The organism is Ralstonia sp. RL, assembly GCF_001683835.1.
GTDB classification, from domain to species: domain Bacteria; phylum Pseudomonadota; class Gammaproteobacteria; order Burkholderiales; family Burkholderiaceae; genus Ralstonia; species Ralstonia mannitolilytica.
Genome location: NZ_LWRX01000207.1, coordinates 18,808 through 44,345, shown reverse-complemented (window position 1 = coordinate 44,345; position 25,538 = coordinate 18,808). Strand labels below are relative to the sequence as shown.

Genomic DNA, 25,538 nt, shown 5'->3' with positions numbered 1-25,538 from the left:
CCGCGAGCGCGAAGGACCAGAGCCCGATCTCTGTGAGACAATCCGCGCCAGTACACGAGGTGGTTTATGACACGAAGCCGACGAATAGCTGTTGCGCGAACGGACGACCAGACACTCAGGCTAGGGCCTGCCTCCCTTTACAAGGGCGACGCGCTCCAAGTCTATGATCAATGGCTGCCGCCGACGGTCATAATTTCAGATGGCCCCTACGGACTCGGGAAGTTCCCGGGAGAGCCTGTCACGCCTGACGGCCTTGCAGAGTGGTATGCCCCGCATGCAGCCGCATGGGCTCGACACTCTCAGCCTTTCACCACTCTTTGGTTTTGGAATACTGAAATAGGGTGGGCCAAGGCACACCCAGCGCTGGAGTTGAATGGCTGGCAGTACGAAGAAACGGTGATTTGGGACAAGGGCATCGCTCACATCGCCGGTAACGTCAATTCGAAGACGATCCGCGGATTACCTGTAGTGACGGAGGTCGCGGTCCGATACACGCGAAAGGCTACGTTGCCGACCTTGGAAGGAAACCAAGTCCCCATTAAGGAGTGGTTGCGCTACGAGTGGCAACGATCAGGTCTCCCTATGGCGCAGAGCAACGCTGCATGCGGCGTAAAAAATGCGGCGACGCGGAAGTACCTAACGCAGTGTCACCTGTGGTACTTCCCTCCTGGCGACGCAGTTGTCGCAATGGCCAAATGGTGTGCGAAGCATGGTCGAAAAACCTCTCGCCCCTATTTCTCGCTGGATGGTGTTAACCCGCCTTCCGCAGATATGTGGGAAAGAATGCGGGCCAAGTGGACGCACGTACACGGACGAACCAACGTATGGAGTGAGCCTCCTGTTCATGGAGCCGAACGGGTGAAAAAGCTCAACGGTCCCGGTTACATGCATGCAAACCAAAAACCTTTGTCGCTCATGGAGCGGCAGATACTGGCCGCGAGCGATCCAGGTGATGTTGTATGGGAGCCTTTCGGCGGCCTGATGTCGGCAACCGTTGCCGCGTTGCAATGTGGCCGCCTTGCGCACGCAGCGGAAATGAACGGTGAGTTCTTTGAAGTCGCGGCTGCCAGAGTTTCGCAAGTTCTTGCACCTACAGCCCTCAAGGTGGCTTCATGACAAAAAAGGTCCCGGTTCGGACCAATGGACCGGCTAACGACTGGAAGCATCGCGCTCTATACGATCGCGTGATCGATGCACTCCATGCCCTTCCAGCACGGTTTCGCACCGCACTACGGATTGCTGGTATCAGCGCCACAGATCTCTTTACGTTAAACACCCCACTAGGGGCGGCGATTGAGTCTTCCGTCGTAGAAAATCTGAACGACCTTCGGGAGCTGTGGGACCCCGATGGCGAGTATGAAATTTACTCATTCGTACGGCAGGCACAGGTGTTCCCAGATGTGCGCCTTCAGACTACGGCACCCGGTGTGCCGGAGGCCGATCGGATCATTATGGGGATCGAACTAAAAGGCTGGTTTATTCTGTCCAAGGAAGGCGAGCCCTCGTTCCGATATAAGGCCTCAGCGCTAGCATGCGCGCCGCAAGACCTGCTTGTAGTGTTTCCGTGGGGACTGGATGAAGTCATTTCCGGCACACCCAAGCTTCTGCGTCCATTCATTGACGAAGCGGCGTACGCTGCCGAGCATCGAAATCACTACTGGACCACGTTGCGAGGGGTTACCGGAGACGAGGCGTCAATTGACTACGCCAAAGATGCGCGACCATATCCCTCAAAGGGCGATAAATTCAATGACGAAGCGAGCAAAGATAAAGGAAAGAATTTCGGGAGAGTCGCACGCGGAGGTTTGATGACGGCCTTTATCGAAGCGTTGCTGCAGCAGCCAATATCGGGAATCCCAGCAGTCTATTGGCAGACATTCCTTCGAATCTTTTCTGAGGGTGTGGAAGCGGAGAAAGTCGAAAAAAAGTTAAAGGCGATGCGCGAAGAAGCCGAACGAGCGGGACTTTCGGTCGATGGCCTGGAGGCTTTTGACCGGGTCCAGGGAGGCCTGCGTGATCTTCTTGCACGTCAGTAGTCTCATGATGGCCTGAAGCTATGCGCCCAGGAGCCCACCGAAAGGTGGGCTTTGTGTTTGCCCTCCGTCATTTCTGCATAGGCATGGCGCATAGATTTGCATAGCTTTCTTGCACCGTCACTGACGCCGCCGCACGTTGCTGCGAGCCGCTGTGAGGCCATCAGGTGCCTGCATAAAAACCACTCAATGAAGCGCGCAGGTGAGGCGGGGTCCCAACCGCGCGCGCCGGGGCGATGAAGCCCCGGCAACCGCCCACCCCGTCCCCCGGGCGTGCCTCTCCGGCGGCATACGAAGCCCGCAGGCGGCCGATCGCCTAGCCCGACGGGCCCAGCATCGCCGGGCGCAGGCCGCCTCTATGGCCGTTTCCTGCAGCCCGTGCTACGTCTGCCGAATCGCAGATTGAGCGGCGCGAGGGACAGCCGACCCCTCAAATCAGAATTCAATTTCTTTCAGCACCGACGTTGGCAATCCTCGCTAGCATGGCGCCGCCTGCCCCCCGGGGCACCGGGCAACGCGCAGCACATGGAGGCCACACGTGCCAGGACAGCAGCCATTTATTGTCGTAGGCGACAAGACCACCCACGGCGGCACGGTCATCACCGGCGATCCGACCTCGACCATGCTGGGCAAGCCCATGGCGCGCTCGGGCGACATGACGGTGTGTCCGAAATGCAAAGGAACATTTCCGATCCTTAAAGGAAACGGCATCGTCGTCGACGGCGCCGGTAACACCTATGCCCGCCACATGGACAAGACGGCGTGCGGAGCCAGCCTGCTCAGCAGCCAGGCGTCCGGTACCGCCACCGACATGGTTTCGGGAAGCCCGAACACGGGAAACCTCGCAGCCCAGGCCGCCGCGATCGCTGCCCCAACCACGTCCGGTATTTGCCTTGAATGCCTGATGAAAGCGGCCGCGAGCGGCAGCTCGACCGTCATGCGAGGCTGAAGATGGCACACGATGTGGCGGACCGCCTTGCACAACTGCGGGCGCACCAGCCGACCTTGCGCCTGTACGGGCTCGTGGACGGTGTGCAATACGAAAGCCATCGCGGGGAGCGCCTTGAACCGAGGGCGGGCCTAGCCTCGTTGTTCCACGGAACCGCAGACGGCGCCCTCGCACATGCTGGACCGTGGCTTGCCGACGCCGAAACAGCAGACGAAGCATTCATTGCGGACCTCGCCCGGCTCGAGCATGAAGCCCCCTCCGTTACATGGCTGATTTCCGCAGCGGACCTGCACGGCCTCAGGCAGTTGCTGCAGTCCCACCTTGACGCACGCCTCCCCGATGGTCGTATCGCGTTGTTGCGGTTCTGGGATCCGCGCGTGCTTGTGAGCCTCGCCAAGGTTCTCACTGCAAAACAGCGCGAATCCTTCTTCGCCCACATTTACGAATGGCACCTGTTGCACAACGACCAGCGCATGCACATCGGGAGAGCGCATGCTGACGCTTGATGAAAGCCAATGGCAGGCGCTGCAGGCCTGCGACGCCGGCCACTTCGTCGCGGGCGTGACAGACCAGTTCTTGGCGAAGCGCCCCGATTTAGTTCCGATCCCCGGCCGCGAGGTCATTCTCAGTCGCATGCAACAGGCGTACGACTACGCTGTGCGCATCGGCTTCACCTCCACACCTCACATCGTCTGGCTCATGTACATGGCAGCAGATGCACCGGCGTTGATCGTCGACCCCGTGATCGAGGACTACCTCCGAAAGCCCGGTGCTACGCCTGAGCAGCGGCTTGATGACCTTGAGGCAGTGCTGCAAAAGAAACTGGATGGAGGTCTCTGATGGTCGCAGCTGCGCCCGTACTCATTGAGGCGGCACTGGGCCGCCTGCTAGTCGCCCTGGGCGTCACGGTCGCAGGAGGCGCCGCCATTGATCAGGCACGCAAGCGCAAGGAAGAGGCAGACAACGCTCGCACGTCCCCCATCGCGCAGACCGAGGCGCAGACCAAGGCGAAAGAGAAGTGCAAAGAGTGTCCGCCAGATAAGGGACCCCTGGTCACCCGCCGGTGGAACATGTCCGACGTGTCACGCGCTTATCAAGCCCGCATCACTGGCTTCGCGCCATACACGGAGTGGAATTTTGCGGGCGTGGACTTCGACGGCTTCCGGTCGTCTGCATGCCTGCTCCAAGAGGCCAAGGCAAAATACGATCAGTTCTTTGACCCTGAAGATGGCAACCCAAAGTTCTTCTTCAAAATCGACGGGGTGATCAAGATTCGTAGGCAGGCTAGCGTTCAAAGCATGGTCGTCCGACAAAGCTCGCCGACCACGCTGAATTGGTACTTCATGGAGCCGATATCCTATCGGTACTTCACCCGGCAGTTCGCAGCTCAACGCCTGGCGATCCGAACTCTGCTGCAGCCATAACTATGCAAATCAGCCTGACATTCAGCCTAAGGAACGCCCAGCTTCCGACCGAAAGCGAGCAACTGCGTGATCTATGGCGCGTTGCCAAGCTCCTCGTTCCACTCGGCTTCCCTATTGACCACTGGTATCCACCGGCCGATACGCCCGAGCACTCTCTGCTCAATCCTGCCTTTGACAAAGACGGTCCAACGCCTGCCGCCATTGCGATCTTGGCCGCCGAAAAGCAGGATGAGGAAACGCCATGGCTTCGCATGACTGGCGTCTGGAATGGAACCGAAGGCGATGGCGGAGTGGCATTGGATTCTTCACTGTCGACGCACGAACACGGCGGCAACAGCACGTTTTCGTTGCAATCCAAACGTGTTGCTGCGCTTGCAGACAAAGAACGGGTTCTGCCTTTCGTGCGTGGGTTACTCGAGATTTGGCCGGCAAGAACGCTGGAAGTCGGCCCCTACAAGTACTTTTCAATGCAGCAGGTCTTCCCCGACCGTCCGGGCGTCGGTTGGATGCTGTATCTGCCGAAGATACTCACGGCACAACAGGTGCCCGAAGCTGGTGCGCTCGTACCTGTACTCGGGGAGAAGAATAAGCAGACTGGCACCATCATCGTGAGCGTGACCGACGAACCGTTTTCGGCCGATAACCCCGAGCACGTCAAGATCGCAAACAAGATTGAGGTCCGCCTCGTAGACCAAGACCTGCTGCCCCGTTACGCCGACCTTTGAAAGCCTTTTACTCCAATGGCTGGGGCTTTTTCCGCCAGCACTGCAGCTTCGCTGACCGCTCAAGCTCTCGCGTCAGGGGCCGTTCTCATCTTGCTCGTGTTGAGGCGGGTCGTACTGGCGGAGACGCACAACTGCAATGCCCATCACGATAATCGCGACGATGTTCGCCAAGACGACAAGGGCTTCTTTCGGCATAACTTCCCCTGGGTTCTATGTGTCGGTGCGGCTTGCCTGCAGCCGTCTATCTTTTCCTTTCCACCCTGTTCATAGGAAATATGACATGCGTTTTCAACATGCCATCGTGGCCATTGCAGCAGCAACTTCGCTCTCCAGCGCGTACGGGCAAGCTGCCAACCTCCCTGTTACGGACCTGACGCTGGTGATGACGCCAGCCGGCTTGCCGGCGGTTCAAGGGATTCTGCACAACAACACCGGGCAGAGGACGCGCCAAATCTTCATTACCTTTGCGCTTCTCGATGCCGCAGGCTCACAGCTTGGCATCACCATGGCAAGCACAACGGCGCTGGAGCCCGGGCAGTCGTGGCGGTTCGAAGCCATGTCGCCATACAGGGACGTTGCCACCGCAAAGATTGTCGAGGTCAAGGCGTACTAGGGTATCGCCTCTGAAGAAATCACGCAGCGACGGGCTCAGTCCCGTCCAGCGTGTACGGTGCAAACCGCACCACCTCCTCCCCCACCCACTCATTGATCGCCAGCAGCCGATCCTGCAGCGGCTTCACCTCATTGCGCGCGAACACCTTGGCGGCCTTCTCCACGTCACCAAAGCCGCCGGTGTTCGAGGGAATGATCCCCATGAGCTGCGGCGGCACGCGGTGCGCGGCAAGCTGGTCGTCGCGCGTCACGTTCTTGATGTTCCAGAACTCGTCTTTCGCCGCCACTTCTGACACCGGCAAGAGCTGGATCCCGTCCTTCTTGCCGTTGGGCGCGTACATGAACAGGTTGCGGAAATTCCCCGGTCCCTTGGCACTCTTCATCGCCTCCCGCAGACGGTCGACGTCGTCCTGGCTGTGAGCCGCGTCGGTCATGTACAGGATGAAGCCCGCGTGCGACCCGTTCTTGTAGTACCGCCGGCGGAACAGCGTGGCTGACTCGTTGAGCCAGGTGGCATTGAGCGCCGACAGGTATTCCGGCAAGCCGTACACCTCCTGGTTAATGTCCGGCTCCTGCAGATGAAAGATCGTGCCGGGCGCAAACTCGTGCGGCTGCTGGTAGCTCTGCACAAAGTAGTAGGTCGACAGATCCACGCCTCGGCGCATGTACTTGGCCAGGGCCGGCTGCAGCCCCATGCTCGAGCCAGCGCGGCTGATGCGGTTCTCCAGGTACGCGTTCCCGAACACCTGCCAATCGATCACCAACCGCTCGAACGCCGCGCGCGAGAGCAGCTTGTGGGGAATGAACGTGCTCACTAGGATGTTGCGCTTCACATAGATGGCCGAGCTGTGATGCGCCGCCGCGCGGAAGGAGCGCGCCAGCCCCTCCCACGGCAGCGGCGGCTCGAACCACTTCCCCATGCGCATGCATTCGATGTAGTCGAGCAGCTCGCGCCGGTCGAGCACCTCCACCGGATCGCCAAACGAAAACACCTCGGCCTGCGCGGCGCGGTCCGTGTGCTGCTCCGTCGGGGCCAGCGCGGTGTTGCGGCGGACGTGCCCGGTGCTGCCGCCGGCGCGGCGGTTCTTGTTGCGGCTCATGAGAACTCCAGGATGCTGGTATTGGTTGCGGTCACGCCTTCGATCGGTTCGTTGGAAAGCGCGTGCATGGTTGCCCACGCCAGATCGGCGTGGCTGATGTCTTCGGAGCGGCCGGCCTGGTACGTGACGCGGCCGCCGGTCGCGGTGACGGTCTTCTTGATCGCCATGAAGGAGGCGGCCAGGTCGGTCCAGCCGGCGTCGAACTCCAGGCGCCCCTTGCTGATGACGTCATAGGCCTTCAGCACGAGGCCGGTCTTCACCTCGGGGCTGTAGTTGTAGCCCTTTGCGTCCGGGCGCACGCGCGTGACGATCTTGAACACCGCGTCGCCGATGCCCGTCTTGTCGATGCCGATGTGTGTCACGTTGTAGCGCTCGCACACGCGCAGGATGGCCGAGGCCTGTTCCTCGTAATCGATGCCCGAGAACTGGTGCTTCTCCAGAACGCGGAACTTGCCGCCGGCCACAACGGGCGGTGCCACCACGACGAGTGCCGCGCTGTCGCCGCCCCCGCCGTTCGGGTCATAGCCAATCCACACCTGGCGGTACCCGAGCGGGCGCGGCGCGAACGGCCGGAAGTCGTCCCACACCTCCCAGCTGTCGACCATGCAGCGCATGAGCAGCGACAGCGGGAACACCGACGCCGAGTCGTCCACGAACTCGCACATCAGCAGGTTGGCGTACTCCAGGTCGCTGTACTCGCGTTGCAACTGGTCCAGGTCGAACAGGTTGCAGCCACCGCGCAGTGCGTCTTCCACCGTCACGATCTGCCGCCACTGGCCGTCGGCGCAGCGCATGCCATCGCGCAGTGCCGCATGGCTCACGTCGATCTTGACCTGCTTGTCCTTGGCCTTGCCCCGGTTGAACAGCGTGCCCGACCAGAACGGATAGGCCTCGTGCGCCAGGCTGGAGGGCGTCGAGAAGTAGGTCTGCCGCCAGTGCTTGTGGATCGCCATGCCGGAGGCGACCTTGCGCAGCTCCTGGAAGCGTGGCACCCAGAAGTACTCGTCGAAATACAGGTTGCCGTGGTAGCTCTGCGCCGTGCGCGCGTTCGTGCCCAGAAAGTACAGCGTCGCCCCGTTGGGCAGCACCATCGGATCGCCCTTGAGCTCGACACCGGCCGAATCCTTGGCGAACTGGACGATGTACTGCTTGAAGACGTGCGCCTGCGCCTTGCTGGCTGACAGAAAAATCTGATTCCGCCCGGTGGTCAGCGCGTCGATGAAGGCCTCGCGCGCGAAGTACCAGGTGGCCCCGATCTGCCGCGACTTGAGGATGTTCCGGATCCGCTCGGCCTGGCCCGCGCGGTACCACACGTCCTGATATGCGAACAGCGAGTCGTGGAAGGCGTCCAGCAGCTCTTTGCGCTGCTCGGGGCTGACAGCGTTCCGCTCAGGCTTGCGGCGCGGGCCGGCGTTGCGGTTCGCTACCTTCGGGTTGAGGTCGACCTCGTTGCCGCCATCACGGTAGCGCTCGCGACGCGCCACATTGTTGAGCTGGCGGTTCAGCAGATCGATCTCTTTGAAGTCGCGTCCCTCCTTTTTCTCCTTGGCGACCAGGCGCATCAAGCGCTCTTCGATCGTCAGCGCAACACGCTCGTCCGGCGTCGTCTGCGCCCACCCATCCCGGCGCTTCCAACTGTGCACCGTCACAGGCTTGACGCCGAGCATTTCCGCGATGCGCGCCACGCGATAGCCCTGCCAGTACAGGGAGCGCGCAACGCGGCGCGGATCCATCTCCGGGTCGATCGAGAGAGAAGCGATAGGCGGCAGCGTAGTCATGCCGCAACGCTACCGGCCGCGCGCGCGCGTGCCACGCGGCGCCTGTTGTGGCGCGGGTTTTCACAACATCAACGCGTTGCCCGCGCGATGCCCGACGCTGAAGATGGCACCACCACCGAACCACCGGGACATCGACCACAGAGGACACCATGCCCACCAAGTTTTTCCGCATTGCCACTGAAGGCGCGACGAGCGACGGCCGCGTGATCGACCGCGAGACGCTGGTCCAGATGGCGAAGAACTACGACCCGAAGGTCTACACCGCACGCGTCAACCTGGAGCACATCCGCGGCTATGACCCCGCCGGCCCCTTCAAGGCCTACGGCGATGTGGTTGCACTGAAGACCGAAGAGGTGGGCGGCAAGCTCGGTCTCTTCGCGCAGATCGACCCGACCGACGAGCTGGTGGCGATGACGAAGAAGCGCCAGAAGATCTTCTCGTCCATGGAGGTGCAGCCGAGCTTTGCAGACACGGGCGAGGCCTACCTGGTCGGGCTCGCCGTCACCGACAACCCGGCAAGCCTCGGCTGCGACGTGCTCAAGTTCAGCGCCCAGGCGCCAGTCAACCCGCTGTCGGCCCGCAAGCTGGATCCGTCCAACGTGTTCACCGAGGCCGTGGAGGTCGACGTCGACCTGTCGCAATCCGTGCCGGCTGACACACCGCCCGTGCCATCGCGCTTTGCCGAGAGCATCAAGGCGCTGTTCTCCAAGCAGCGCAAGGCCGACGACAACACCGAGGCCCGCTTTGCCGACACGCAGGAAGCCATCCAGACGGTCGCCGCCCAGGTGCAAGCCATGGGTGACCAGGTCATCGCCAGCTTCAAGAGCATCAACGAACAACTGGCCGCCCTCAAGGCGCAAGCCGAAGAGCGCGACAAGGCCTTCAACGCCCTCCAAACGGGCCTGGAGACCACCGAGGCCTACACCGCCCGGCCGCCGGCCACGGGCGGTGATGGCAGCACCGAAATCAAGACCGACTGCTGACCCGGCCACCGGACGCAGCACCACCATCCAGACCAACAACCGGAGTCAACAATGCGTAACGAAACCCGTCGCCTCTACGATGCCTACGCGGCCGAAGTGGCAAAGCTGAACGGCGTCGATCGCGTCGACGTGAAATTCTCGGTCGATCCGAGCGTGCAGCAGCGCCTCGAGACCAAAGTGCAGGAGTCGAGCGACTTCCTCAAGAAGATCAACATCATCGGCGTCGGCGAGCAGGAAGGCGAGAAAGTCGGCCTGGGCGTTGCCGGCCCTGCGGCAAGCACGACCGACACCACGCAGAAGGATCGTGAGACCCGCGATATCGCAACGCTGGACGGCCGCAAGTACCGCTGCGAGCAAACCAACTTCGACACGCACATCACGTATCAGCGGCTGGACGCATGGGCGAAGTTCCCGGATTTCCAGACGCGCATCCGCGACGCAATCATTCAGCGCCAGGCGCTCGACCGCATCATGATCGGCTTCAACGGCGTGAAGCGCTCGCCGACATCCGACCCGGCCGCCAACCCCATGCTGCAGGACGTCAACAAGGGGTGGCTCCAAAACCTGCGCGAGCAGGCACCGCAGCGGGTCATGAAGGAAGGCAAGACCGCCGGCAAAATCGTCGTGGGCGGCGGCGTTGGATCTGACTACGTCTCGCTCGACGCCCTCGTGTTCGACGTGGTGAACAACCTCGTGGAGCCGTGGTACGCCGAGGATCCGCAACTGGTGGTCGTGTGCGGGCGCCAACTGCTGGCCGACAAGTACTTCCCGATCATCAACCAGGACAATCGCCCGACGGACACGCTGGCAGCAGACCTCATCATCAGCCAGAAGCGCATCGGCGGCCTGCAGGCGGTCCGTGTGCCGTACTTTCCTGTCAACGGCCTCCTGGTGACGCGCCTGGACAACCTGTCCATCTACTACCAGGACGGTAGCCGCCGCCGCACCATCGTCGACAACGCCAAGCGCGATCGCATCGAGAACTTCGAATCGAGCAACGACGCCTACGTGATCGAGGATCTGGGTTGCGCAGCCATGGCCGAGAACATCACGGTGGGCGCGCAATGACGAGCCCGGCCCGCAACCACTTCTTGCGGGCCTCCGCCGCCCTGGCGGCGCAGGCCCAGCAGGACGCCAATCCGCTGCGCCACGCGACGGGCCACGAGCTCATGCTGGCGCAGCTCGCCGAGCACAAGCGTCAGCTCAAGGCCGTCCAGTCCATCGAGCGCAAGGCCGAGCTCAAACGCAAGCTGCTGCCCGAGTACACCGCCTGGGTGGAAGGCGTCCTGCAGTCTGACGCGGGCCTGCAGGACGAGGTCTTCATGACCGTGATGGTGTGGCACATCGACGTCGGCGACCTGGCCGGTGCGCTGCCCATGGCCGCGTACGCGATCCGGCACAAGCTGGCGATGCCGGACCAGTACCAGCGCACCACGGCGTGCCTCATCGCCGAGGAGTTCGCCAACATGGCTTTGAAGGCCATTGACGCCGGCGAGACGGTGGACATGGTCGCGCTGGTCTCCGTCGCCGACCTAGTGGCAGACGAGGACATGCCCGACGAGGTACGCGCCAAGCTGCACAAGGCCCTCGGCTACGCCAACTACGCACAGGCGGGAACGGCGGACAGCGTACGCGCCGCCGTCCTGCGCCAGACGGCACTGGCCGAGCTCAAGCGCGCATTGGAGCTGCACGAGAAGTGCGGCGTGAAAAAGGACATCGAGCGCATCGAGCGCGAGATCAAGAACGCAGCGGCTGCCGGCGCCAAGGAGGGCGACGGCAAGAGCTGACACCGAGCGTGACCCCGCGCATCAGGCGGCACGGGGCAGTCTTCCGGCATGCCGCGAAGCCTCGCCCCGTCCACCGCCTCCCCGTCCATTGAACCCATGTCTTCATTCATCGCTGCCGCACCCGTCCCCGCGCCCGCCCAGCCAGGCGGCGACCCGATCGTCAACGACGGCTTCTTCCCCGATATCGACGTCGACCAGGCGTACGCCGCCATGCGGCTGGACGGCACGGTCACCGCGGAGCGGCTGCGCGCCTCGCTGGTGGAAGCGGTGCTGTCCGTCAACGCGGAGCTCGAGGCCTGGAAGACCGCCCAGCTCGCGTTCGGTCGCACCACGCTGGCCGACGTGCCGGCGCCCAAGGTCGACGGAAAGAGCGCCCACCTGCACCGCTACTTCCGCGCGGTGCACTGCATGGCGGCCGCCTGGCTCATCGAGCGGTACCGGACCATCGACGCCACCGCAACGGGCGACCGCAAGGCCGAAGCGGAAAACCTGGGCGTCGACGATCTGCGCCGCGATGCGCGCTGGGCCATCAGCGACCTGACGGGCGTCGGCCGCACGACCGTGGAGCTCATCTGATGCGTGTACGGGCCATCCAGGGCGACACCGTCGACGCCATCTGCCAGCGCGTCTACGGCCGCACCGCCGGCGTCACCGAGGCCGTCCTGGCCGCCAACCCGGGCATTGCCGACCTCGGCCCCGTGCTGCCCCACGGCACCGAGCTCGACATGCCCGACATTTCCCCGCAGCCGGCCGTGCAAATGGTCCAGCTCTGGGACTGACCCCAAGGAACCCATATGGCTGAACCCATCTCCACCGGCTCCACCGCCACCCTCGCCGTCACGGGTGTTGGTGCCCTGTCCATCCTGCTGCCGGGCGTCGACCCGGGCGCCGTGCTCGGCGCCTTCGCCGGCGCGGCGGTGTTCGTGCTGAACAGTGGCGAGCTCGGCACCTTCAAGAAGCTCGGCTTCCTGGCTGCGTCGATCGTGGCGGGCCTGCTCTCCGCGCCGCTGGCCGCCGCGCTGCTCGCCAAGGCGCTGCCCACCAATACCGAAGTCAGCCAGGCCGTAGGTGCGCTGGTGGCCTCGGCCGTAGTGGTCAAGCTCCTGCTCGCCCTGATCCGCCTGGCGGACAACAGCGATCGCCTCGGCGCGATCTTCAAGGGCCTGACCAGCAACGGCGACAAGGGAGGTCAAGCATGAAGACGCTCTTCATCGTCCAGGCGGCGTTGTGCGCGCTGATCGCGCTGCGCCTGCTGCTCTTCAAGCGCGAGGGGGCGGCTCATCGGCCCTGGGCGTCGCGCCTGGCGTACGGCCTCGTGGTTCTCGCCGGCGCCGTCACCATCGGCGTGCTCTTCGGCCGCTACGACTGGGCACTGCTCGCGCAGAACGGCATCACGGCCGTGGTCTGTGTCGCGGTGTTCGCCGTGCGCGGCAACGTGGTCGAGCTCTTCCGCATGGGCGGGGCCGACCAGTCCTGGTTTGTTCGTTTCCTTCGGAGGTCTTCGTGAGCATCCTGCGTGAAGGCATGGTCGGGGCGGAAGTGCACGAGCTGCAGCGACTGCTGATCGCCGCCGGCTTCAATGCGCCCGACTCGTGCATCTACGGTTCAGACACCGCTGCCGCCGTGCGTGCGGCCCAGCGCCGCTTTGGCCTGGTGGTCGACGGCATTGCCGGCCCGAAGACGCTGGCGGCCCTGCAAGCCGGCATCCGCAACACGCGGCATCTGACGGATGCCGACCTGCAGGCGGCCGCCGAAAAGCTCAACGTCCCCCTGGCAGCCATCCGGGCCGTCAATGAGGTGGAGAGCAAGGGCAACGGCTTCCTGGCTGACGGGCGGCCGGTGATCCTCTTCGAGCGCCACGTCATGTACGACCAGCTCAAGAAGGCCGGCAAGGACGCCGACGCGCTCGCGCGGCAGTTTCCCAACGTGGTCAACAAGGATCCGGGCGGCTATGCCGGCAAGGCGGGCGAGTACATGCGCCTGGCGCAGGCCTCGCAGATCGATGAGGTGTGCGCCCTGTCGTCTGCGAGCTGGGGCCTGTTCCAGATCATGGGCTACCACGCCCGCCGGCTGGACTACCACGACGTCCACGAGTTCGTCGCCGCCATGCGCACCAGCGAGGCGGCCCAGCTCGACGCCTTCGTGCGCTTCATCGCTGCTCACCCGACACTGCAGAAGGCCCTGGCCGGTGGCAAGTGGGCGGCTTTCGCGCTCGGCTACAACGGCAAGAACTACAAGGCCCACCTGTACGACGTGAAGCTGGAGCGCGCTTTCGACCGCTACCAGGCCGAAGAGGCGGTGGTCGCATGAACCGCGCCGTCGCCATCCTCGCCCTGCTGGCTGCGGCAGCGGGGCTCGCCTGGTGGGCCACCGCGCGCTACCACGCTGCCGTCGACCGCGCGGAGAAGGCAGAGACCACCGCCGGCGAGCTGCGCACCCAACTCCAGAACGCCCGGGGCGCCACCGTCACCGTCACAAAGTACGTCGACCGCGAGCGCATCATCCGCGCCAAGGGCGACACCGTCATCAAGGAGGTACCGCGCTATGTCACCGTTCAAGCTGATGCTGCCTGCGTTGTTCCTCGCGGCTTTGTGCGCCTGCACGACGCCGCAGCCGCCGGCGCAGTGCCAGATCCAGATACCGGAGATGCTGATGCGGCCGCCTCGGGCGTTGCGCTCTCTGCCGTCGCCGCTACCGTCGCAGCCAACTACACCGACAGCCACGCCAACAGCGAGCAGTTGAGCGCCCTGCAGGAGGCGCTGCGGGACCAGGGCGTGACCATCATCGGCGAGGCCTCCGCGCCATGATGAAAGCCACCAGCCTGCGGGAGGCCCTGACGGCGGCCGTGCCGTACCTGGCAGCGCACCCGGACGCCCTGCATGTCTTTGTTGACGAGGGGAACGTCGTGGGCACCGGTGCGCGATCGCTCGGGTTCGAGTATCGGTACACGCTCACCCTCGTCGTGACCGACTACCCGGATAGCTCAGACACGATCGTAGTGCCCGTGCTGGCGTGGCTCCGCACCAACCAGCCGGACGCCTTCACCAACCCGGACAAGCGGGAAGACGCGTTCAAGTTCGAGGCCGAGATCCTGAATCACACGACGGTCGATATCTCCATCAAGCTGAAGCTGACCGAGCGGGTGACGGTAAAGGTGGAAGGCAACGGCTATCAGGTCGAGCACCATCCCGAGCCCATCAACGAGAACGACGACCCGGCAAGCTGGAGGCCGGCGTGAGCGGCCTGTACGAGCTGGATGCGTACCTAGCCGGCTTGCTGGCGAAGCTGGACGCGCCTCAGCGGCGCGTGTTGGCCCGGGCTGTCGCGGTGGAGCTGCGCCGCCGGCAGTCTGCCCGGATCGCCGCTCAGCGCAATCCGGACGGCACGGCCTACGAGCCACGCAAGCCCCAGCTCCGACACAAGCGCGGCGGCATTCGCCGGGCAATGTTCACGCGGCTGCGCATGGCGAAATGGCTGAAGGCAGAGGCTGATCCGAATGCCGCCGTCGTCACGTTCGCCGGCAGTGCGCAACGCATCGCGGCCGTCCACCACTTCGGTCTGCGCGACCGCGTCAACAAGAAGGGGCTCACGGCTCAGTACCCGGCGCGGGCTTTACTCGGCTTGGCGCCAGAAGATGTCTCGGCCATCACAGACACCGTCCTGAACTTCCTCCGGTGAGGCATCAGAAAAAAAAGACCAAGCTCCACAAGCTTGGCCTCGGAAGGCGGGACGGTCACAGTCCCGGGGTGCCGCGCGCTTGGCGTGTGGCAGCGGGGAATCATGCCGTCAATTGATATGGCTGAAAAATCGCTCGGAAGGGCTAGGCGGAATTCCTCCTAGGAGAACATGTCGCCTGCCGGAGGCGTTCTATCGTCGGCAGGCCCGATCGCGGCACCAGCGTCGCGCACACCAATAAGGCGCCGACTGATCAGGTCGGCTCTCGCCTGTACCGTGGCCAACGCTTCGGCTTCGGTAGCCGCATGGCAGACATAGGACTCGCTCCGAGGCTCCCTCGGACGGGAGCTTTCCGCAACTGGCCGCAGACTCCACGAAACAAGAAAGAACGTTCCTTCAAGTGGCTCGCTCGAGCACTCGACAACGTGGTCGTCCAGTCGATAGAGGGTTTTCATAGGAACGCGAGGTCGGTCCTGATCGCGGAGCAAGGGATGCACCTGAACGGACGAAGCCAAAAGGCGGGTGTGTCAGCTACTGGTGTCGACCCCCGAGCACCGCAGCAGCGCCGTCCACTGTGGCATTTACAAACCGAACGACTAACGGCGACTGTGTTGTTGTGAGCGTGGGAGCCACAACGTCATTCGAGTGATTTCCTCGCGCGCGCACGGCACTCTGCGCGCATGGACACCGCAGAGCTCGCCCGCCTCATCGAAAACCTGATCCGCGTCGGCACCGTCGCCGAAGTGCGTCACGGCCGCCCGCCGGCAGTGCGCATCACCACCGGCGGCATCACTACCACCTGGCTGCCCTGGTGCGAGAAGCGCGCCGGGGGCACACGCACCTGGAACCCACCCACCAAGGGCGAGCAGGTCGTCCTGCTGTGCCCGAGCGGCGACCCGTCGAACGGCATCGTTCTGTGTGCCATCCCCTCGGCCGCCAACGACGCGCCCAGCCAATCGCCGAACGAAACCGTCACGCTGTACCCGGATGGCGCGCTGGTGAAGTACGACCACGCCGCCGGCATGCTGAAGGTCGAGGGTGTCAAAACGGTATTCCTGGAAGCCGCCACCAGCGTGCTGGTGAAGTGCCCCGACACCACCTTCGACGGCAACGTCACGGTCAAGGGCCTGCTCGCCTTCCTGAACGGCATCGCCGGCCAGGGCGGCGACAACGGCAACGTCATCACCGGCGACCTCACCCATCAGGACGGCAAGCTGTCTTCCAATGGCGTGGTGCTCGACGATCACGGCCACGGGGCCGTGCAGCCCGGCGGCGCCTGGACGGAGGGCACGCGATGAGCGGCATGAGCAACACCACTGGCCGCTCGCTGGGCGATCTTGCGCACATCTGGCAGTCGGTACGCAACATCCTGACGACGCCCATCGGCTCGCGCGTGATGCGCCGCGATTACGGCTCACTGATTCCCGAGCTGATCGACCAGCCACTGAACCCCGCCACCCGGCTGCGCCTCATGTCGGCCGCCGTCTCGGCGCTCGTGCGCTGGGAGCCGCGAATCCGCATCTCGTCGGTTCGCTTCTCCGTTGGGGTCAACGGCGCTGCCGTCATCGACATCGAGGGCGACCGCATTGACGGTCCGCGCCGTGAATCGCTGGGCACGTTGAGCGTGCCCGTCCGGAGCCACTGAGCATGGCGAGCCTGATCGACCTCTCCCAGTTGCCACCGCCCGACGTGGTCGAGGCGCTGGACTTCGAGACCATTTTCGCCGCTCGCAAGGCGCGGCTGATCTCCCTGTACCCGCCGGAGAAGCGCGAGGAGATCGCCGCCGTCCTCGAGCTCGAATCCGAGCCGTTGGTGCTGTGCCTGCAGGAAAACGCGTACCGCGAGCTGGTGCTGCGCCAGCGCATCAATGAGGCCGCGCAGGCGGTCATGCTCGCCTATGCGAAGGGCGCCGACCTCGAGCAGATCGCGGCGCTATTCGAGCTCGAGCGCCTGCAAATCAAACCGGCGGATCCTGTGGCGGGCACACCGGCAGTGATGGAGGAAGACGCCGACCTGCGCATGCGGATCCAGCTCGCGCCGCAGTCGTTCTCCGTGGCGGGGCCTGAAGGCGCGTACCGTTCACACGCCCTCAACACCGATGGCCGCGTGCTCGACGCCTCTGCCACCAGCCCGCAGCCCTGCGAAGTGCTGGTGACAGTGCTTTCCCGCGAGGGCGACGGCACGGCCCCGCAGGATCTTCTCGACAAGGTCGCGGCGGGCCTGCGCTCCGACGATGTCCGCCCGCTCACGGATCTGGTGACCGTGCAGTCCGCCAGGATCCTCCCCTACCAGGTGGCCGCGACCATCTACACGTTTCCCGGCCCGGACTCCAGTGTCGTGCTCGAGCTCGCGCGTAAGCGCTTGGCTGTGTACGTAGAAGGCTGCCACCGCCTCGGGCGCGAGGTTGCCGTCTCTGGCCTGCATGCGGCGCTGCACGTCGACGGCGTTGAGCGCGTGGAGCTGCACGAGCCAGCCGGCAACGTTGCCGCTGACCTGACGCAGGCGCCGTTCTGCACGGCCATCAACGTGCTGCATGGAGGCATCCGTGGCTGATCTGCTGCCGCCGAACGCCACCGAGCTGGAGCGTCGCCTGGCCGAGGTCAATGGCGTCATCAGCGACCTCCCGGTGCCGCTGCGCACCCTGATCGACCCCGACAAGATCCCCTCGAGGCTGCTTCCGTGGCTCGCCTGGCAACTGGGAATCGACACCTGGAAAGACTACTGGCCGGAGCAGATCAAGCGGGCCCGGGTGAAAGCCGCCATCCCCATCTCCCGCAAGAAGGGCACGGCCGCCGCTGTGCGGGCTGTGGTGGCCTCCTTCGGCGGGAACATCTCGCTGCGTGAGTGGTGGCAGATGGATCCGCCCGGCCGGCCGGGCACGTTCGACCTCGTCATGACGGTCAGCGAGCGCGACGATGTGCCGGCCACGGCGAACCTTGTCGCCGACATCGTGGCCGAGATCGACCGTACGAAGCCCGTGCGCGCCCACTACACCTTCACGCAGGGATTCAACCGGCGCGGAGGCCTCGGCATCGCCGCCGCCATCCGTCCTGCCCTCTTTGTTCGCCTCTCTCTCACGGACGCCTGACATGGCTGGAGCACTTATCAACATCACTGACGCCGGCCGCGCCGCGCTGGTCAACGGCGACCACACCGGTACGCCGGCCCGCAAGATCGTGCAGGTAGGCTTCGCACAAGCGGCTTTCAACTTCGATCCGACCCTCACCGTCCTGCCCAACGAGGTAAAGCGCGTCAGTACGGTATCGGGCGAGAACATCGCCGCAGACACCATCCACGCGACCATCCGCGACGACAGCGCCGATCAGTTCTCTCTCTACGGCTTCGGCCTGTACCTGGACAACGGCGTGCTGCTCGGCACCTACTGTCAGGCCACGCCCATCATGGAAAAGTCGCCGGTGGCCATTCTGCTCTTGGCCGTCGACATGGTGTTCAAGCAGCTCGACGTGACGGCGCTGTCGTTTGGCGACTCCAACTTCACGAACCCGCCGGCCACTACCGAGCGCCAGGGCGTGGTGGAGCTGGCTACCACTCAGGAAGCCATCGAGGGAGCGGACACGCAACGTGCAGTGACGCCGGCCGCCTTGCACGCTCGCACGTCCACCGAGAGCCGCACCGGCCTCGTCCAACTCGCAACGGATGCCGAGGTCGTTGCGGGTAAGGACGACGCAAAAGCCGTGACGCCCAAGAAGCTGGCCGGCCTACTCTCCAAGAAAGCCGAGCTCGCTGGATCCAACAAGCAGACCTTCGCGGTGGCGGCCGCTGTGTCTGGCGAACACGCGGTGCCCCTGAGTCAGGCCGACGAACGTTACGCGACACCGGCCTCCGTCAAGGCGGCACAGGACACGGCCAACGCCGCGAAGGCGACTGCCGACGCCGCCTTGCCGCGCGGCGGTGGCGACCTGGTGGGCTCTGTGAACCTCAAAGGCCCGGCCGTCGAGCTGCAGTTCACCGACACGCAAGAGCCCATCACGCTGGGCCGCTTTCGCATGGTGTCGTCCGGGCGTGGCTTGATCGTCGATCGCAACACGTCGACCAACGGGGATTTTTCGACATACCTGCGGGTGTTCCAGGTCGACGGGATGGGCAATGCAACGCTTCCGGGCAACGTCGCCGCAAACGGCTTCAAGTCGAAGGCCGGCGTCAACCTACCCGCGCACAACAACGACGGAAAGGGCTTCCTCGAGTTTGGTGGCGACTCGGTCATCTGGCGCCTGTTCATGGTTGGTCAAAGCGGCGCGCTCGTTTGCAACTCGTACAACCAGGACGGTAGCAACCGGCACCAGCCCTTCTCTATCGACTACACCACGGGCCGCTTCAGCTTTGCGGTTCGCCCGAACTTCAACGGCGCGGACGCGTGGGATAAGGCCAACCTGCCCAACCCGCTCACAACGGACGGCGGCCAGTTGACCGCAAACCGGGGTCTGAACTTCGGTGTCGGCTACGGGCGCTCTGCGCTGGTGGTTTCATCCAATGGCAGTGACTCCATTGGCGGCGCGTTCAACCAATGGAACGGCAACCGCACACCCGCGCTTCAGGTCGACAGCCCCAGCAACGTGGCTGCGTACATGGGCATCCGGTGGACACAATGGGGCGTACGCCATCTCGCAGCGATTGACTGTTACGCGGGCGGCAGCGACACGGCTGTGCCTTGGATTTCCATGCACGTTGGCACTCGGGCGAACGCGTTCACATTCAACGGCAACGGAGATTTGGAGGCCCAAGGCGCCATCCGCGCTGGCAGCGGCGGCGGCATCCTCGCCGCCAACGGCAACGTCTACATGTCCTGGGCCGGGCAGTGGCTCTCGGACTACCTCTCCAACCTGAACAACGGCAAAGCCGCGATGGGCGCCCAAGTCCAGTGGGCCAGCGGCATCGCTGAATTCGGTGCCGTCCCAACGGGGGAATCAGGGGGCACGGCGGATCTGCCGGCGCCATGGGTCCTGGTGGGCCTGCGCAACACCTTCTATCGCGTCTACCTGCGCGCCGTGTGGCTGCGCAACCAGTGATATCGATGCCATGCTGACTCACGACGAACTCATCTATTGCATTACCCAGGCCTACCCGGAAGCTGTGCACGGCACAAACTTCTGGGTCATGCACATGCTTGACGAGAAGACCGGCCAGCAAAAGACAGATGCCGAGATTGTCGAATGGCACCTGTCCAAACCTGCGCCCACTGCGCGCGAGATCCAGGCGCTGCTCGAGAAGCACGGGGCTGCGGCGCGTACGTATGCGGCGGACATCAAAGCTCGCATGGAGCGCGAGCAGCGATTGAGGGTGGCCGACACGCTGGTCTACAAGGCCATGGACACGGGCGACATGGAACGCATGCGCCTCGCCGGGCAGTACCGCCAGGCACTGCGAGACGTGACGACGTTGCCAGGCTTCCCCGACGCTTTCGAGTGGCCGCAAGTGCCCGCAGGCCTCGCTGATCTGCTGCCGGCCAACGTTTAGGCGCACCGGCGTTTCCTTCTTGTTGTAGCGGCTCGCTGCACAACAGCGCGCGCGGGACTTCCTCGCGCGCGCGCCGCATCCTACCGGGACGATTCATCGTCGGACCTACCCGGAGGAATGCATGCCCACCGACTACCACCACGGCGTACGCGTCGTTGAAATCAACGAAGGCACTCGCCCCATCCGCACCATCGAGACCGCTGTGGCCGGCATCGTCTGTACGGCCGACGATGCGGACGTCGCTACCTTCCCGCTCGACACGCCGGTCCTGCTGACCGACGTGCAGGGCGCCATCGGCAAGGCCGGCGACAAAGGCACCCTTGCCCGCTCCCTGCAGGCGATAGCCGACCAGTCCAGCCCCCTGACCGTCGTGGTCCGCGTGGCCGAAGGCAAGGCCGAGGGCGAGACCAACAGCAACCTGATCGGCACGACGAGCGCCGAAGGCCGTTACACCGGCATGAAGGCACTGCTGTCGGCACGCAGCCGCTTTGGCGTGACGCCGCGCATCCTCGCGGTTCCAGGCCTGGACACCCTGCCGGTGGCCACCGAACTGGTCACCATCGCGCAGAAGCTGCGCGCCTTCGCCTACGCAAACGCCGCAGGCTGCACCACCAAGGAAGAAGCCACCACCTACCGCCAGAACTTCGCGGCGCGTGAACTGATGGTCATCTGGCCGGAGTTCGTGGGCTGGGACACCGCCGCCAATGCAGAGCGCACGCTGTGGGCAACGGCGCGGGCGGTGGGCCTGCGCGCCAAGATCGACAACGAGACCGGCTGGCACAAGACGCTCTCCAACGTAGCCGTCAACGGTGTGACGGGCCTCTCGCGCGATGTGTACTGGGATCTGCAAAACCCTGCCACGGACGCCGGTTATCTGAACTCGCACGACGTCACCACGCTGATCCGCCAAGACGGCTTCCGCTTCTGGGGCTCCCACACCTGCAGCCAGGATCCGCTGTTCCAGTTCGAGAACTACACCCGCACCGCCCAAGTGCTGGCCGACACGATGGCCGAGGCGCACATGTGGGCGGTCGACCTGCCCATGACGCCGTCGCTCGTGCGCGACATCCTCGAGCAGATCAATGCCAAGCTGCGCAACCTCGTGCGCAACGGCTACCTGCTCGGCGGCGAAGCCTGGTACGACCCGGCCGTCAACGACAAGGACACGCTGAAGGCCGGCAAGCTCGCCATCGACTACGACTACACGCCGGTCCCGCCGCTGGAAGACCTCACCTTCCGCCAGCGCATCACCGACCGCTACCTGATGCAGTTCGCCGACGCCGTGAAGGCGGCCTGAGCTGCGGTGCAACCCATCTGACAAGGAACGACCATGGCACTTCCACGCATCCTTAAGCACTTCAACGTCTTCGCGGACGGCGTTACGCACGCCGGCGAGGTCGAAGAAATCGACCTGCCGAAGCTCACCCGCAAACTCGAGGAATACCGCGCAGGCGGCATGAATGGCCCCGTCGAGATCGACCTCGGCAACGAAAAGCTGGAGATGGAGACGACGTACGGCGGCCCGATGCGCGAGATTCTCAAGCAGTACGGCACCACCACCGTCGCCGGCGCAATGTTGCGCTTTGCCGGCTCCTACCAGCGTGAAGACAGCGGTGAGGTGGACGCCGTTGAAATCGTCGTGCGCGGCCGCCACACCGAGCTCACCTTCGGCAAAGCCAAGGCCGGCAGCAAAGATCCGTTCAAGGTCAAGTCGTCGCTCTCGTACTACAAGCTCACCGTCAACGGCGAGGTGTGGATCGAGCTCGACCACGTGAACTTCATCGAGACCGTCTTCGGCGTCGACCGTCTGGCCGACCAGCGCCGGGCCATCGGCCTTTAAGCGCGCGCGGTATGTCACGCGGCCCGCCTGCAGCGGGCCGTCCCTCTCCCCTTCCTCCTGGCTCTCGTCACCATGGACCAACTCACCAACACCGTCACCCTGGACACGCCCATCAAGCGCGGCGATCAGGAAATCACCACCATCACCGTGCGCAAGCCGGGCTCCGGCGAGCTGCGTGGCGTCAGCCTCATGGACCTGATGCGCATGGACGTGACCGCGCTGCACACGGTGCTGCCGCGCATCACCGCCCCCACGCTCACCACGGCCGACGTGAGCAAGCTCGACCCGGCCGACCTGGTCAAGCTGGCAAGCGAGGTCACGAGTTTTTTGCTGCCGAAGGAAGCCAAGGAGGACGGCTACCCGACCGAGTCGAAGACGCCGCAGCCGACGTTGCAGTGATTTTCGGTTTCCGCCTGGAGGAGCTGTACGCCATGGGCATCATGGAGCTGATGGAGTGGCGCGAGCGCGCCCGCGAGCGTAGCGAGGCCCAGCAATGAGCGATGCCCGCCGCCTGCGCCTCGAGGTCGTCCTGCAGGCCGTGGACAAGGCCACCCGGCCGGTACGCGACCTGCTCAAGGCCAACAACGAGCTGGCCCGCTCGATGAAGGCCACGCGCGACCACATGAAGGCGCTGGAGCGTGCGCAAGGCCTGACCGAGCAGTTCGGCAAGCTCCGCGGCAACATCCGCGAGACCGCCTCGGCGCTGCGGGAGGCGCGCGAGCGTGTGGGGCGCCTCACCCGGGCGGTGCAGGCGGCCGACTCGCCCAGCGCCCGGCTCACGCAGAATCTCGGCAAGGCCACGGCGGAAGCTGAACGGCTGACCCGGAAATTCCAGGCACAGCGCGCCGAGCTCGTGGAGGTGCGCCAGCGCCTGCAGGATGCCGGCCGTGGCACCCAGACCATGGCGCAGTTCCAGGAGCAGCTACGGAGCGCCACGGCGGCCGCCACACATGCCTTGGCCGAGCAGGACGCTCGCCTCAAGGCGCTCAACGGGCGCGCCCGTGCGCAGGCAGCCGTGCAACGGACGGCGGACAAGATCCGCACTCGCGCCGGCAACTTGGCCGCCGCCGGCGCGGGTGCGTCGGTGGCTGGCATGGCAACCGGCGCCCCGATCTGGAAGGGCATCGGAGAATCGAAGCACTACGAGCTCGAGAAGACGCGCATCGCCGCGCTGGGCCTGGGCGATGCCGCCACGAAGGAATCGATCGAGTTCGCCAAGCAGATGAAGGCGTACGGCGTCAGCCAGGTCGACAAGGCCGAGCTCATGCGCGACGCCCTGAGCGTGTTTGCCGATGCGCACCACGCAGAGATGGTGCTGCCCACCCTCGCCAAGATGAAGTTCGCCAACGCGGCGGTCTTCGGCCAGGCGCAGGGGGCGGAGAACGAGCGCATGTTCCTGGATCTGCTCAAGGTCGTGGAGCTGCGCGGCGGCCTTTCCAGCCCGGAAGAGTTCCGTAAGCAGGCCGACATGATCCAGCGCGTCATCACCGCCACTGGCGGCCGCGTGCAGTCTGACCAATGGCTGCAGGTCATCAAGCGCGGCGGCCTGGCGGCCAAGGGCATGGACAGCGAGGCGTTCTTCTATGCGCTGGAGCCCGTCGTGCAGGAAATGGGCGGCAACACGGTGGGGACCGCCCTGATGAGCGCGTACCAGAACCTGTACCAGGGCAAGACCACCAAGCGCACGCTCGGCAACCTGGACCGGCTGGGCCTGATCGCCGATCGCAGCAAGGTCAAGGAAGACAAGGCCGGTCAGGTCTCGTTCATGGACCCAGGCGCGCTCAAGGGTGCGGACGTGTTCCGTAAGAGCCAGTTCGAGTGGCTGGAAACGGTGCTGCTGCCCACGCTCGCGGAGAAAGGCATCACGGGCAAAGACCAGGTGCTCGACGCGATTGGGAGCATTTTCTCGAACCGCACGGCGTCCAACCTCATGGCGCAGATGTACCTGCAGCGGGACCAGATTCACAAAAATATGCGCCTCAACAAGGGCGCGGACAGCATCGACCAGCTCGACGCCCGGGCCAAGGCTCTGCCGCAGGGCAAAGAGCTGGAAGCGCTCGCCCGCGTGCACGACCTGCAGAAGGAAATCGGCGAGAAGGTACTGCCCCTCTACGCGAGTGCTCTGGAATGGGTCGCACGCGCTGCCAGCGGCGTGACGAAGTTCATGCAGGAGAACCCGGGCCTCGCCAAGGCGATGGCAGTCGGCGTCGGCGCCCTCGCCGCTTCGCTGCTCGTGCTCGGCCCGATCATGCTGGCCGTTGCGTCCGTGCTTGGGCCGTACGCCATGCTGTACCTGGTCATGGGCAAGATGGGCATCGCCGGCGGCGTGCTGTCCGGTGTGCTCCGAGGCTTGGCGGGCGCCTTCACGTGGGTGATGCGCGCTGTCGGCCTGCTCGGGCGCGTGCTGCTGATGAATCCCATCGGCCTCCTGGTAACGGCCATCGGCGTGGCCGCCTACCTCATCTACCAGTACTGGGAGCCGATCAGCGGCTTCTTCCGGGGCCTGTGGGGCCAGGTGAAAGAGGCGTTCAACGGCGGCATTGGCGGCGTGAGCGCGCTGGTGCTCAACTGGTCGCCGCTGGGGCTCTTCCACGCCGCCTTTGCCACCGTGATGCAGTGGTTCGGGATCGAGGTGCCGACCAAGTTCACCGAGTTCGGCGCCAACATCATTCAGGGCCTTGCCAACGGCATCAAGGGCGCGATCGGCTGGGTGGTGGACGCCGTGGGCGGCGTCGCCGATCGCACCATCGGGCTCTTCAAGGAGAAGCTGGGCATCCACAGTCCCAGCCGCGTGTTCGCCGCGTTGGGCGCCTTCACCATGGCTGGCTTGCAGGAGGGCCTGGCCGACGGCGAAGGCGGCCCGCTGGGCACCGTGCAGCGCATGGCGTACAAGCTCGCCGGCATCGGCGCCGGCGTTGCCATCGGCACAGCGCCGGCGATCGCCGCGCCCGTGACGTTCGACACCCGGTCGCCACTCTCTACGAGCGCCGTCGGCGCGACCGCAGCGCCTGCAGCCTTTGGGCCCATCACGATCAACATCTACCCGCAGGCCGGCATGGACGCGCAAGCCATCGCACAAGCGGTGCGCGACGAGCTGCGCAAGATCGAGAACCAGAACGCGGCGCGTGCGCGCTCGCGCCTTTCCGATAGGGACTGA

At 64.6% G+C, this 25,538-nt stretch carries 32 protein-coding genes; 30 read left to right on the top strand and 2 right to left on the bottom strand.

Translation table 11 applies throughout. The annotated features are described in order from the left end of the window. The first annotated feature begins 66 nt into the window (after positions 1-66). From A6M56_RS19470 to A6M56_RS19435, 8 genes are all read left to right on the top strand, one after another. Positions 67-1,116, top strand: a complete 1,050-nt coding sequence (locus A6M56_RS19470) for a DNA methyltransferase (protein ID WP_102080482.1) — start codon at positions 67-69, stop codon at positions 1,114-1,116. Then, positions 1,113-2,036: a hypothetical protein gene (locus A6M56_RS19465; protein ID WP_145997211.1), complete on the top strand. Its 924-nt coding sequence runs from the start codon at positions 1,113-1,115 to the stop codon at positions 2,034-2,036. The genes A6M56_RS19470 and A6M56_RS19465 overlap by 4 nt, the downstream gene beginning before the upstream one ends. A 535-nt stretch (positions 2,037-2,571) precedes the next feature. Then, positions 2,572-2,982 carry a PAAR domain-containing protein gene (locus A6M56_RS19460; RefSeq protein WP_102080484.1) on the top strand — a complete coding sequence of 137 codons (411 nt, stop codon included), beginning with the start codon at positions 2,572-2,574 and terminating at the stop codon, positions 2,980-2,982. Beyond that, the gene (locus A6M56_RS19455; RefSeq protein WP_257984075.1) at positions 2,931-3,488 is read left to right on the top strand and encodes a DUF4123 domain-containing protein; all 558 of its coding nucleotides are present in this window, start codon (positions 2,931-2,933) and stop codon (positions 3,486-3,488) included. Before A6M56_RS19460 ends, A6M56_RS19455 begins: the two co-directional genes overlap by 52 nt. Beyond that, positions 3,475-3,822 (top strand): hypothetical protein, encoded by a 348-nt coding sequence (locus A6M56_RS19450; protein WP_102080486.1) that lies wholly within the window; start codon positions 3,475-3,477, stop codon positions 3,820-3,822. Before A6M56_RS19455 ends, A6M56_RS19450 begins: the two co-directional genes overlap by 14 nt. Continuing rightward, complete coding sequence (locus A6M56_RS19445; protein ID WP_286758348.1) at positions 3,822-4,406, top strand: restriction endonuclease fold toxin 5 domain-containing protein; 585 nt, start codon at positions 3,822-3,824, stop codon at positions 4,404-4,406. Before A6M56_RS19450 ends, A6M56_RS19445 begins: the two co-directional genes overlap by 1 nt. 2 nt (positions 4,407-4,408) lie before the next feature. Continuing rightward, positions 4,409-5,131: an immunity 52 family protein gene (locus tag A6M56_RS19440; protein ID WP_102080488.1), complete on the top strand. Its 723-nt coding sequence runs from the start codon at positions 4,409-4,411 to the stop codon at positions 5,129-5,131. A gap of 160 nt (positions 5,132-5,291) precedes the next feature. Then, positions 5,292-5,744 carry an FxLYD domain-containing protein gene (locus tag A6M56_RS19435; RefSeq protein ID WP_286758347.1) on the top strand — a complete coding sequence of 151 codons (453 nt, stop codon included), beginning with the start codon at positions 5,292-5,294 and terminating at the stop codon, positions 5,742-5,744. 19 nt (positions 5,745-5,763) lie between these two features. Here the strand turns inward: A6M56_RS19435 and A6M56_RS19430 are convergent, their stop codons facing one another. Together A6M56_RS19430 and A6M56_RS19425 are read right to left on the bottom strand one after the other, a co-directional pair. Then, complete coding sequence (locus A6M56_RS19430) at positions 5,764-6,843, bottom strand: phage portal protein (RefSeq protein WP_102080490.1); 1,080 nt, start codon at positions 6,841-6,843, stop codon at positions 5,764-5,766. Next, positions 6,840-8,603 carry a terminase ATPase subunit family protein gene (locus tag A6M56_RS19425; protein ID WP_444518275.1) on the bottom strand — a complete coding sequence of 588 codons (1,764 nt, stop codon included), beginning with the start codon at positions 8,601-8,603 and terminating at the stop codon, positions 6,840-6,842. Before A6M56_RS19425 ends, A6M56_RS19430 begins: the two co-directional genes overlap by 4 nt. A 167-nt stretch (positions 8,604-8,770) precedes the next feature. Between A6M56_RS19425 and A6M56_RS19420 the strand changes: the two genes are divergently transcribed. The 22 genes from A6M56_RS19420 to A6M56_RS19315 all read left to right on the top strand — a co-directional run bounded on the left by A6M56_RS19420 (position 8,771) and on the right by A6M56_RS19315 (position 25,538). Beyond that, positions 8,771-9,604: a GPO family capsid scaffolding protein gene (locus tag A6M56_RS19420; RefSeq protein ID WP_102080492.1), complete on the top strand. Its 834-nt coding sequence runs from the start codon at positions 8,771-8,773 to the stop codon at positions 9,602-9,604. Positions 9,605-9,655: 51 nt separating this feature from the next. Beyond that, positions 9,656-10,672, top strand: coding sequence for a phage major capsid protein, P2 family (locus A6M56_RS19415; RefSeq protein ID WP_102080493.1), 1,017 nt, complete (start codon positions 9,656-9,658; stop codon positions 10,670-10,672). Then, positions 10,669-11,391: a phage terminase small subunit gene (locus A6M56_RS19410; RefSeq protein WP_102080494.1), complete on the top strand. Its 723-nt coding sequence runs from the start codon at positions 10,669-10,671 to the stop codon at positions 11,389-11,391. Before A6M56_RS19415 ends, A6M56_RS19410 begins: the two co-directional genes overlap by 4 nt. Positions 11,392-11,487: 96 nt before the next feature. After that, complete coding sequence (locus A6M56_RS19405; RefSeq protein WP_180964275.1) at positions 11,488-11,967, top strand: head completion/stabilization protein; 480 nt, start codon at positions 11,488-11,490, stop codon at positions 11,965-11,967. Then, positions 11,967-12,170 (top strand): tail protein X, encoded by a 204-nt coding sequence (locus A6M56_RS19400; RefSeq protein WP_096744051.1) that lies wholly within the window; start codon positions 11,967-11,969, stop codon positions 12,168-12,170. Before A6M56_RS19405 ends, A6M56_RS19400 begins: the two co-directional genes overlap by 1 nt. Positions 12,171-12,185: 15 nt before the next feature. Beyond that, positions 12,186-12,590, top strand: a complete 405-nt coding sequence (locus tag A6M56_RS19395; protein WP_096744050.1) for a putative holin — start codon at positions 12,186-12,188, stop codon at positions 12,588-12,590. Beyond that, the gene (locus A6M56_RS19390) at positions 12,587-12,898 is read left to right on the top strand and encodes a phage holin family protein (RefSeq protein ID WP_102080496.1); all 312 of its coding nucleotides are present in this window, start codon (positions 12,587-12,589) and stop codon (positions 12,896-12,898) included. Before A6M56_RS19395 ends, A6M56_RS19390 begins: the two co-directional genes overlap by 4 nt. Before the next feature lie 17 nt (positions 12,899-12,915). Next, positions 12,916-13,701: an N-acetylmuramidase domain-containing protein gene (locus A6M56_RS19385; RefSeq protein ID WP_102080951.1), complete on the top strand. Its 786-nt coding sequence runs from the start codon at positions 12,916-12,918 to the stop codon at positions 13,699-13,701. After that, positions 13,698-14,198: a hypothetical protein gene (locus A6M56_RS19380; RefSeq protein ID WP_102080497.1), complete on the top strand. Its 501-nt coding sequence runs from the start codon at positions 13,698-13,700 to the stop codon at positions 14,196-14,198. Before A6M56_RS19385 ends, A6M56_RS19380 begins: the two co-directional genes overlap by 4 nt. After that, positions 14,195-14,629: a phage tail protein gene (locus tag A6M56_RS19375; RefSeq protein WP_096744047.1), complete on the top strand. Its 435-nt coding sequence runs from the start codon at positions 14,195-14,197 to the stop codon at positions 14,627-14,629. The genes A6M56_RS19380 and A6M56_RS19375 overlap by 4 nt, the downstream gene beginning before the upstream one ends. After that, positions 14,626-15,069: a phage virion morphogenesis protein gene (locus tag A6M56_RS19370; RefSeq protein ID WP_102080498.1), complete on the top strand. Its 444-nt coding sequence runs from the start codon at positions 14,626-14,628 to the stop codon at positions 15,067-15,069. The genes A6M56_RS19375 and A6M56_RS19370 overlap by 4 nt, the downstream gene beginning before the upstream one ends. 677 nt (positions 15,070-15,746) lie before the next feature. Then, positions 15,747-16,364: a phage baseplate assembly protein V gene (locus A6M56_RS19365; RefSeq protein WP_102080499.1), complete on the top strand. Its 618-nt coding sequence runs from the start codon at positions 15,747-15,749 to the stop codon at positions 16,362-16,364. Continuing rightward, positions 16,361-16,711, top strand: a complete 351-nt coding sequence (locus A6M56_RS19360; RefSeq protein WP_102080500.1) for a GPW/gp25 family protein — start codon at positions 16,361-16,363, stop codon at positions 16,709-16,711. Before A6M56_RS19365 ends, A6M56_RS19360 begins: the two co-directional genes overlap by 4 nt. 2 nt (positions 16,712-16,713) lie before the next feature. Continuing rightward, positions 16,714-17,619, top strand: coding sequence for a baseplate J/gp47 family protein (locus tag A6M56_RS19355; RefSeq protein ID WP_102080501.1), 906 nt, complete (start codon positions 16,714-16,716; stop codon positions 17,617-17,619). Next, entirely contained in the window at positions 17,600-18,154 is a 555-nt protein-coding gene (locus A6M56_RS19350) for a phage tail protein I (protein WP_102080502.1), read from the top strand. The genes A6M56_RS19355 and A6M56_RS19350 overlap by 20 nt, the downstream gene beginning before the upstream one ends. Further along, positions 18,126-20,093 (top strand): hypothetical protein, encoded by a 1,968-nt coding sequence (locus tag A6M56_RS19345; protein WP_502686943.1) that lies wholly within the window; start codon positions 18,126-18,128, stop codon positions 20,091-20,093. The genes A6M56_RS19350 and A6M56_RS19345 overlap by 29 nt, the downstream gene beginning before the upstream one ends. A 10-nt stretch (positions 20,094-20,103) precedes the next feature. After that, on the top strand, positions 20,104-20,541 hold the full coding sequence (locus tag A6M56_RS19340; protein ID WP_102080504.1) for an XkdW family protein: 438 nt from the start codon (positions 20,104-20,106) through the stop codon (positions 20,539-20,541). Between the two features lie 121 nt (positions 20,542-20,662). Beyond that, positions 20,663-21,838 (top strand): phage tail sheath protein, encoded by a 1,176-nt coding sequence (locus A6M56_RS19335; protein ID WP_102080505.1) that lies wholly within the window; start codon positions 20,663-20,665, stop codon positions 21,836-21,838. Positions 21,839-21,871: 33 nt separating this feature from the next. After that, positions 21,872-22,381, top strand: coding sequence for a phage major tail tube protein (locus A6M56_RS19330; protein WP_102080506.1), 510 nt, complete (start codon positions 21,872-21,874; stop codon positions 22,379-22,381). A 72-nt stretch (positions 22,382-22,453) separates the two neighbouring features. Beyond that, entirely contained in the window at positions 22,454-22,780 is a 327-nt protein-coding gene (locus A6M56_RS19325; protein WP_102080507.1) for a phage tail assembly protein, read from the top strand. Then, the gene (locus A6M56_RS19320; RefSeq protein WP_096745649.1) at positions 22,777-22,878 is read left to right on the top strand and encodes a GpE family phage tail protein; all 102 of its coding nucleotides are present in this window, start codon (positions 22,777-22,779) and stop codon (positions 22,876-22,878) included. Before A6M56_RS19325 ends, A6M56_RS19320 begins: the two co-directional genes overlap by 4 nt. Further along, positions 22,875-25,538: a phage tail tape measure protein gene (locus tag A6M56_RS19315; protein WP_102080508.1), complete on the top strand. Its 2,664-nt coding sequence runs from the start codon at positions 22,875-22,877 to the stop codon at positions 25,536-25,538. Before A6M56_RS19320 ends, A6M56_RS19315 begins: the two co-directional genes overlap by 4 nt.

Bases quoted from the DNA above. Each gene is read 5' to 3' on its own strand.
- A6M56_RS19470 (WP_102080482.1), top strand. From the start codon at position 67: ATGACACGAAGCCGACGAATAGCTGTTGCGCGAACGGACGACCAGACA.
- A6M56_RS19465 (WP_145997211.1), top strand. From the start codon at position 1,113: ATGACAAAAAAGGTCCCGGTTCGGACCAATGGACCGGCTAACGACTGG.
- A6M56_RS19455 (WP_257984075.1), top strand. From the start codon at position 2,931: ATGCCTGATGAAAGCGGCCGCGAGCGGCAGCTCGACCGTCATGCGAGG.
- A6M56_RS19450 (WP_102080486.1), top strand. From the start codon at position 3,475: ATGCTGACGCTTGATGAAAGCCAATGGCAGGCGCTGCAGGCCTGCGAC.
- A6M56_RS19445 (WP_286758348.1), top strand. From the start codon at position 3,822: ATGGTCGCAGCTGCGCCCGTACTCATTGAGGCGGCACTGGGCCGCCTG.
- A6M56_RS19440 (WP_102080488.1), top strand. From the start codon at position 4,409: ATGCAAATCAGCCTGACATTCAGCCTAAGGAACGCCCAGCTTCCGACC.
- A6M56_RS19435 (WP_286758347.1), top strand. From the start codon at position 5,292: ATGTTCGCCAAGACGACAAGGGCTTCTTTCGGCATAACTTCCCCTGGG.
- A6M56_RS19430 (WP_102080490.1), bottom strand. From the start codon at position 6,843: ATGAGCCGCAACAAGAACCGCCGCGCCGGCGGCAGCACCGGGCACGTC.
- A6M56_RS19420 (WP_102080492.1), top strand. From the start codon at position 8,771: ATGCCCACCAAGTTTTTCCGCATTGCCACTGAAGGCGCGACGAGCGAC.
- A6M56_RS19415 (WP_102080493.1), top strand. From the start codon at position 9,656: ATGCGTAACGAAACCCGTCGCCTCTACGATGCCTACGCGGCCGAAGTG.
- A6M56_RS19410 (WP_102080494.1), top strand. From the start codon at position 10,669: ATGACGAGCCCGGCCCGCAACCACTTCTTGCGGGCCTCCGCCGCCCTG.
- A6M56_RS19405 (WP_180964275.1), top strand. From the start codon at position 11,488: ATGTCTTCATTCATCGCTGCCGCACCCGTCCCCGCGCCCGCCCAGCCA.
- A6M56_RS19400 (WP_096744051.1), top strand. From the start codon at position 11,967: ATGCGTGTACGGGCCATCCAGGGCGACACCGTCGACGCCATCTGCCAG.
- A6M56_RS19395 (WP_096744050.1), top strand. From the start codon at position 12,186: ATGGCTGAACCCATCTCCACCGGCTCCACCGCCACCCTCGCCGTCACG.
- A6M56_RS19390 (WP_102080496.1), top strand. From the start codon at position 12,587: ATGAAGACGCTCTTCATCGTCCAGGCGGCGTTGTGCGCGCTGATCGCG.
- A6M56_RS19385 (WP_102080951.1), top strand. From the start codon at position 12,916: ATGGTCGGGGCGGAAGTGCACGAGCTGCAGCGACTGCTGATCGCCGCC.
- A6M56_RS19380 (WP_102080497.1), top strand. From the start codon at position 13,698: ATGAACCGCGCCGTCGCCATCCTCGCCCTGCTGGCTGCGGCAGCGGGG.
- A6M56_RS19375 (WP_096744047.1), top strand. From the start codon at position 14,195: ATGATGAAAGCCACCAGCCTGCGGGAGGCCCTGACGGCGGCCGTGCCG.
- A6M56_RS19365 (WP_102080499.1), top strand. From the start codon at position 15,747: ATGGACACCGCAGAGCTCGCCCGCCTCATCGAAAACCTGATCCGCGTC.
- A6M56_RS19360 (WP_102080500.1), top strand. From the start codon at position 16,361: ATGAGCGGCATGAGCAACACCACTGGCCGCTCGCTGGGCGATCTTGCG.
- A6M56_RS19355 (WP_102080501.1), top strand. From the start codon at position 16,714: ATGGCGAGCCTGATCGACCTCTCCCAGTTGCCACCGCCCGACGTGGTC.
- A6M56_RS19350 (WP_102080502.1), top strand. From the start codon at position 17,600: ATGGAGGCATCCGTGGCTGATCTGCTGCCGCCGAACGCCACCGAGCTG.
- A6M56_RS19340 (WP_102080504.1), top strand. From the start codon at position 20,104: ATGCTGACTCACGACGAACTCATCTATTGCATTACCCAGGCCTACCCG.
- A6M56_RS19335 (WP_102080505.1), top strand. From the start codon at position 20,663: ATGCCCACCGACTACCACCACGGCGTACGCGTCGTTGAAATCAACGAA.
- A6M56_RS19330 (WP_102080506.1), top strand. From the start codon at position 21,872: ATGGCACTTCCACGCATCCTTAAGCACTTCAACGTCTTCGCGGACGGC.
- A6M56_RS19325 (WP_102080507.1), top strand. From the start codon at position 22,454: ATGGACCAACTCACCAACACCGTCACCCTGGACACGCCCATCAAGCGC.
- A6M56_RS19315 (WP_102080508.1), top strand. From the start codon at position 22,875: ATGAGCGATGCCCGCCGCCTGCGCCTCGAGGTCGTCCTGCAGGCCGTG.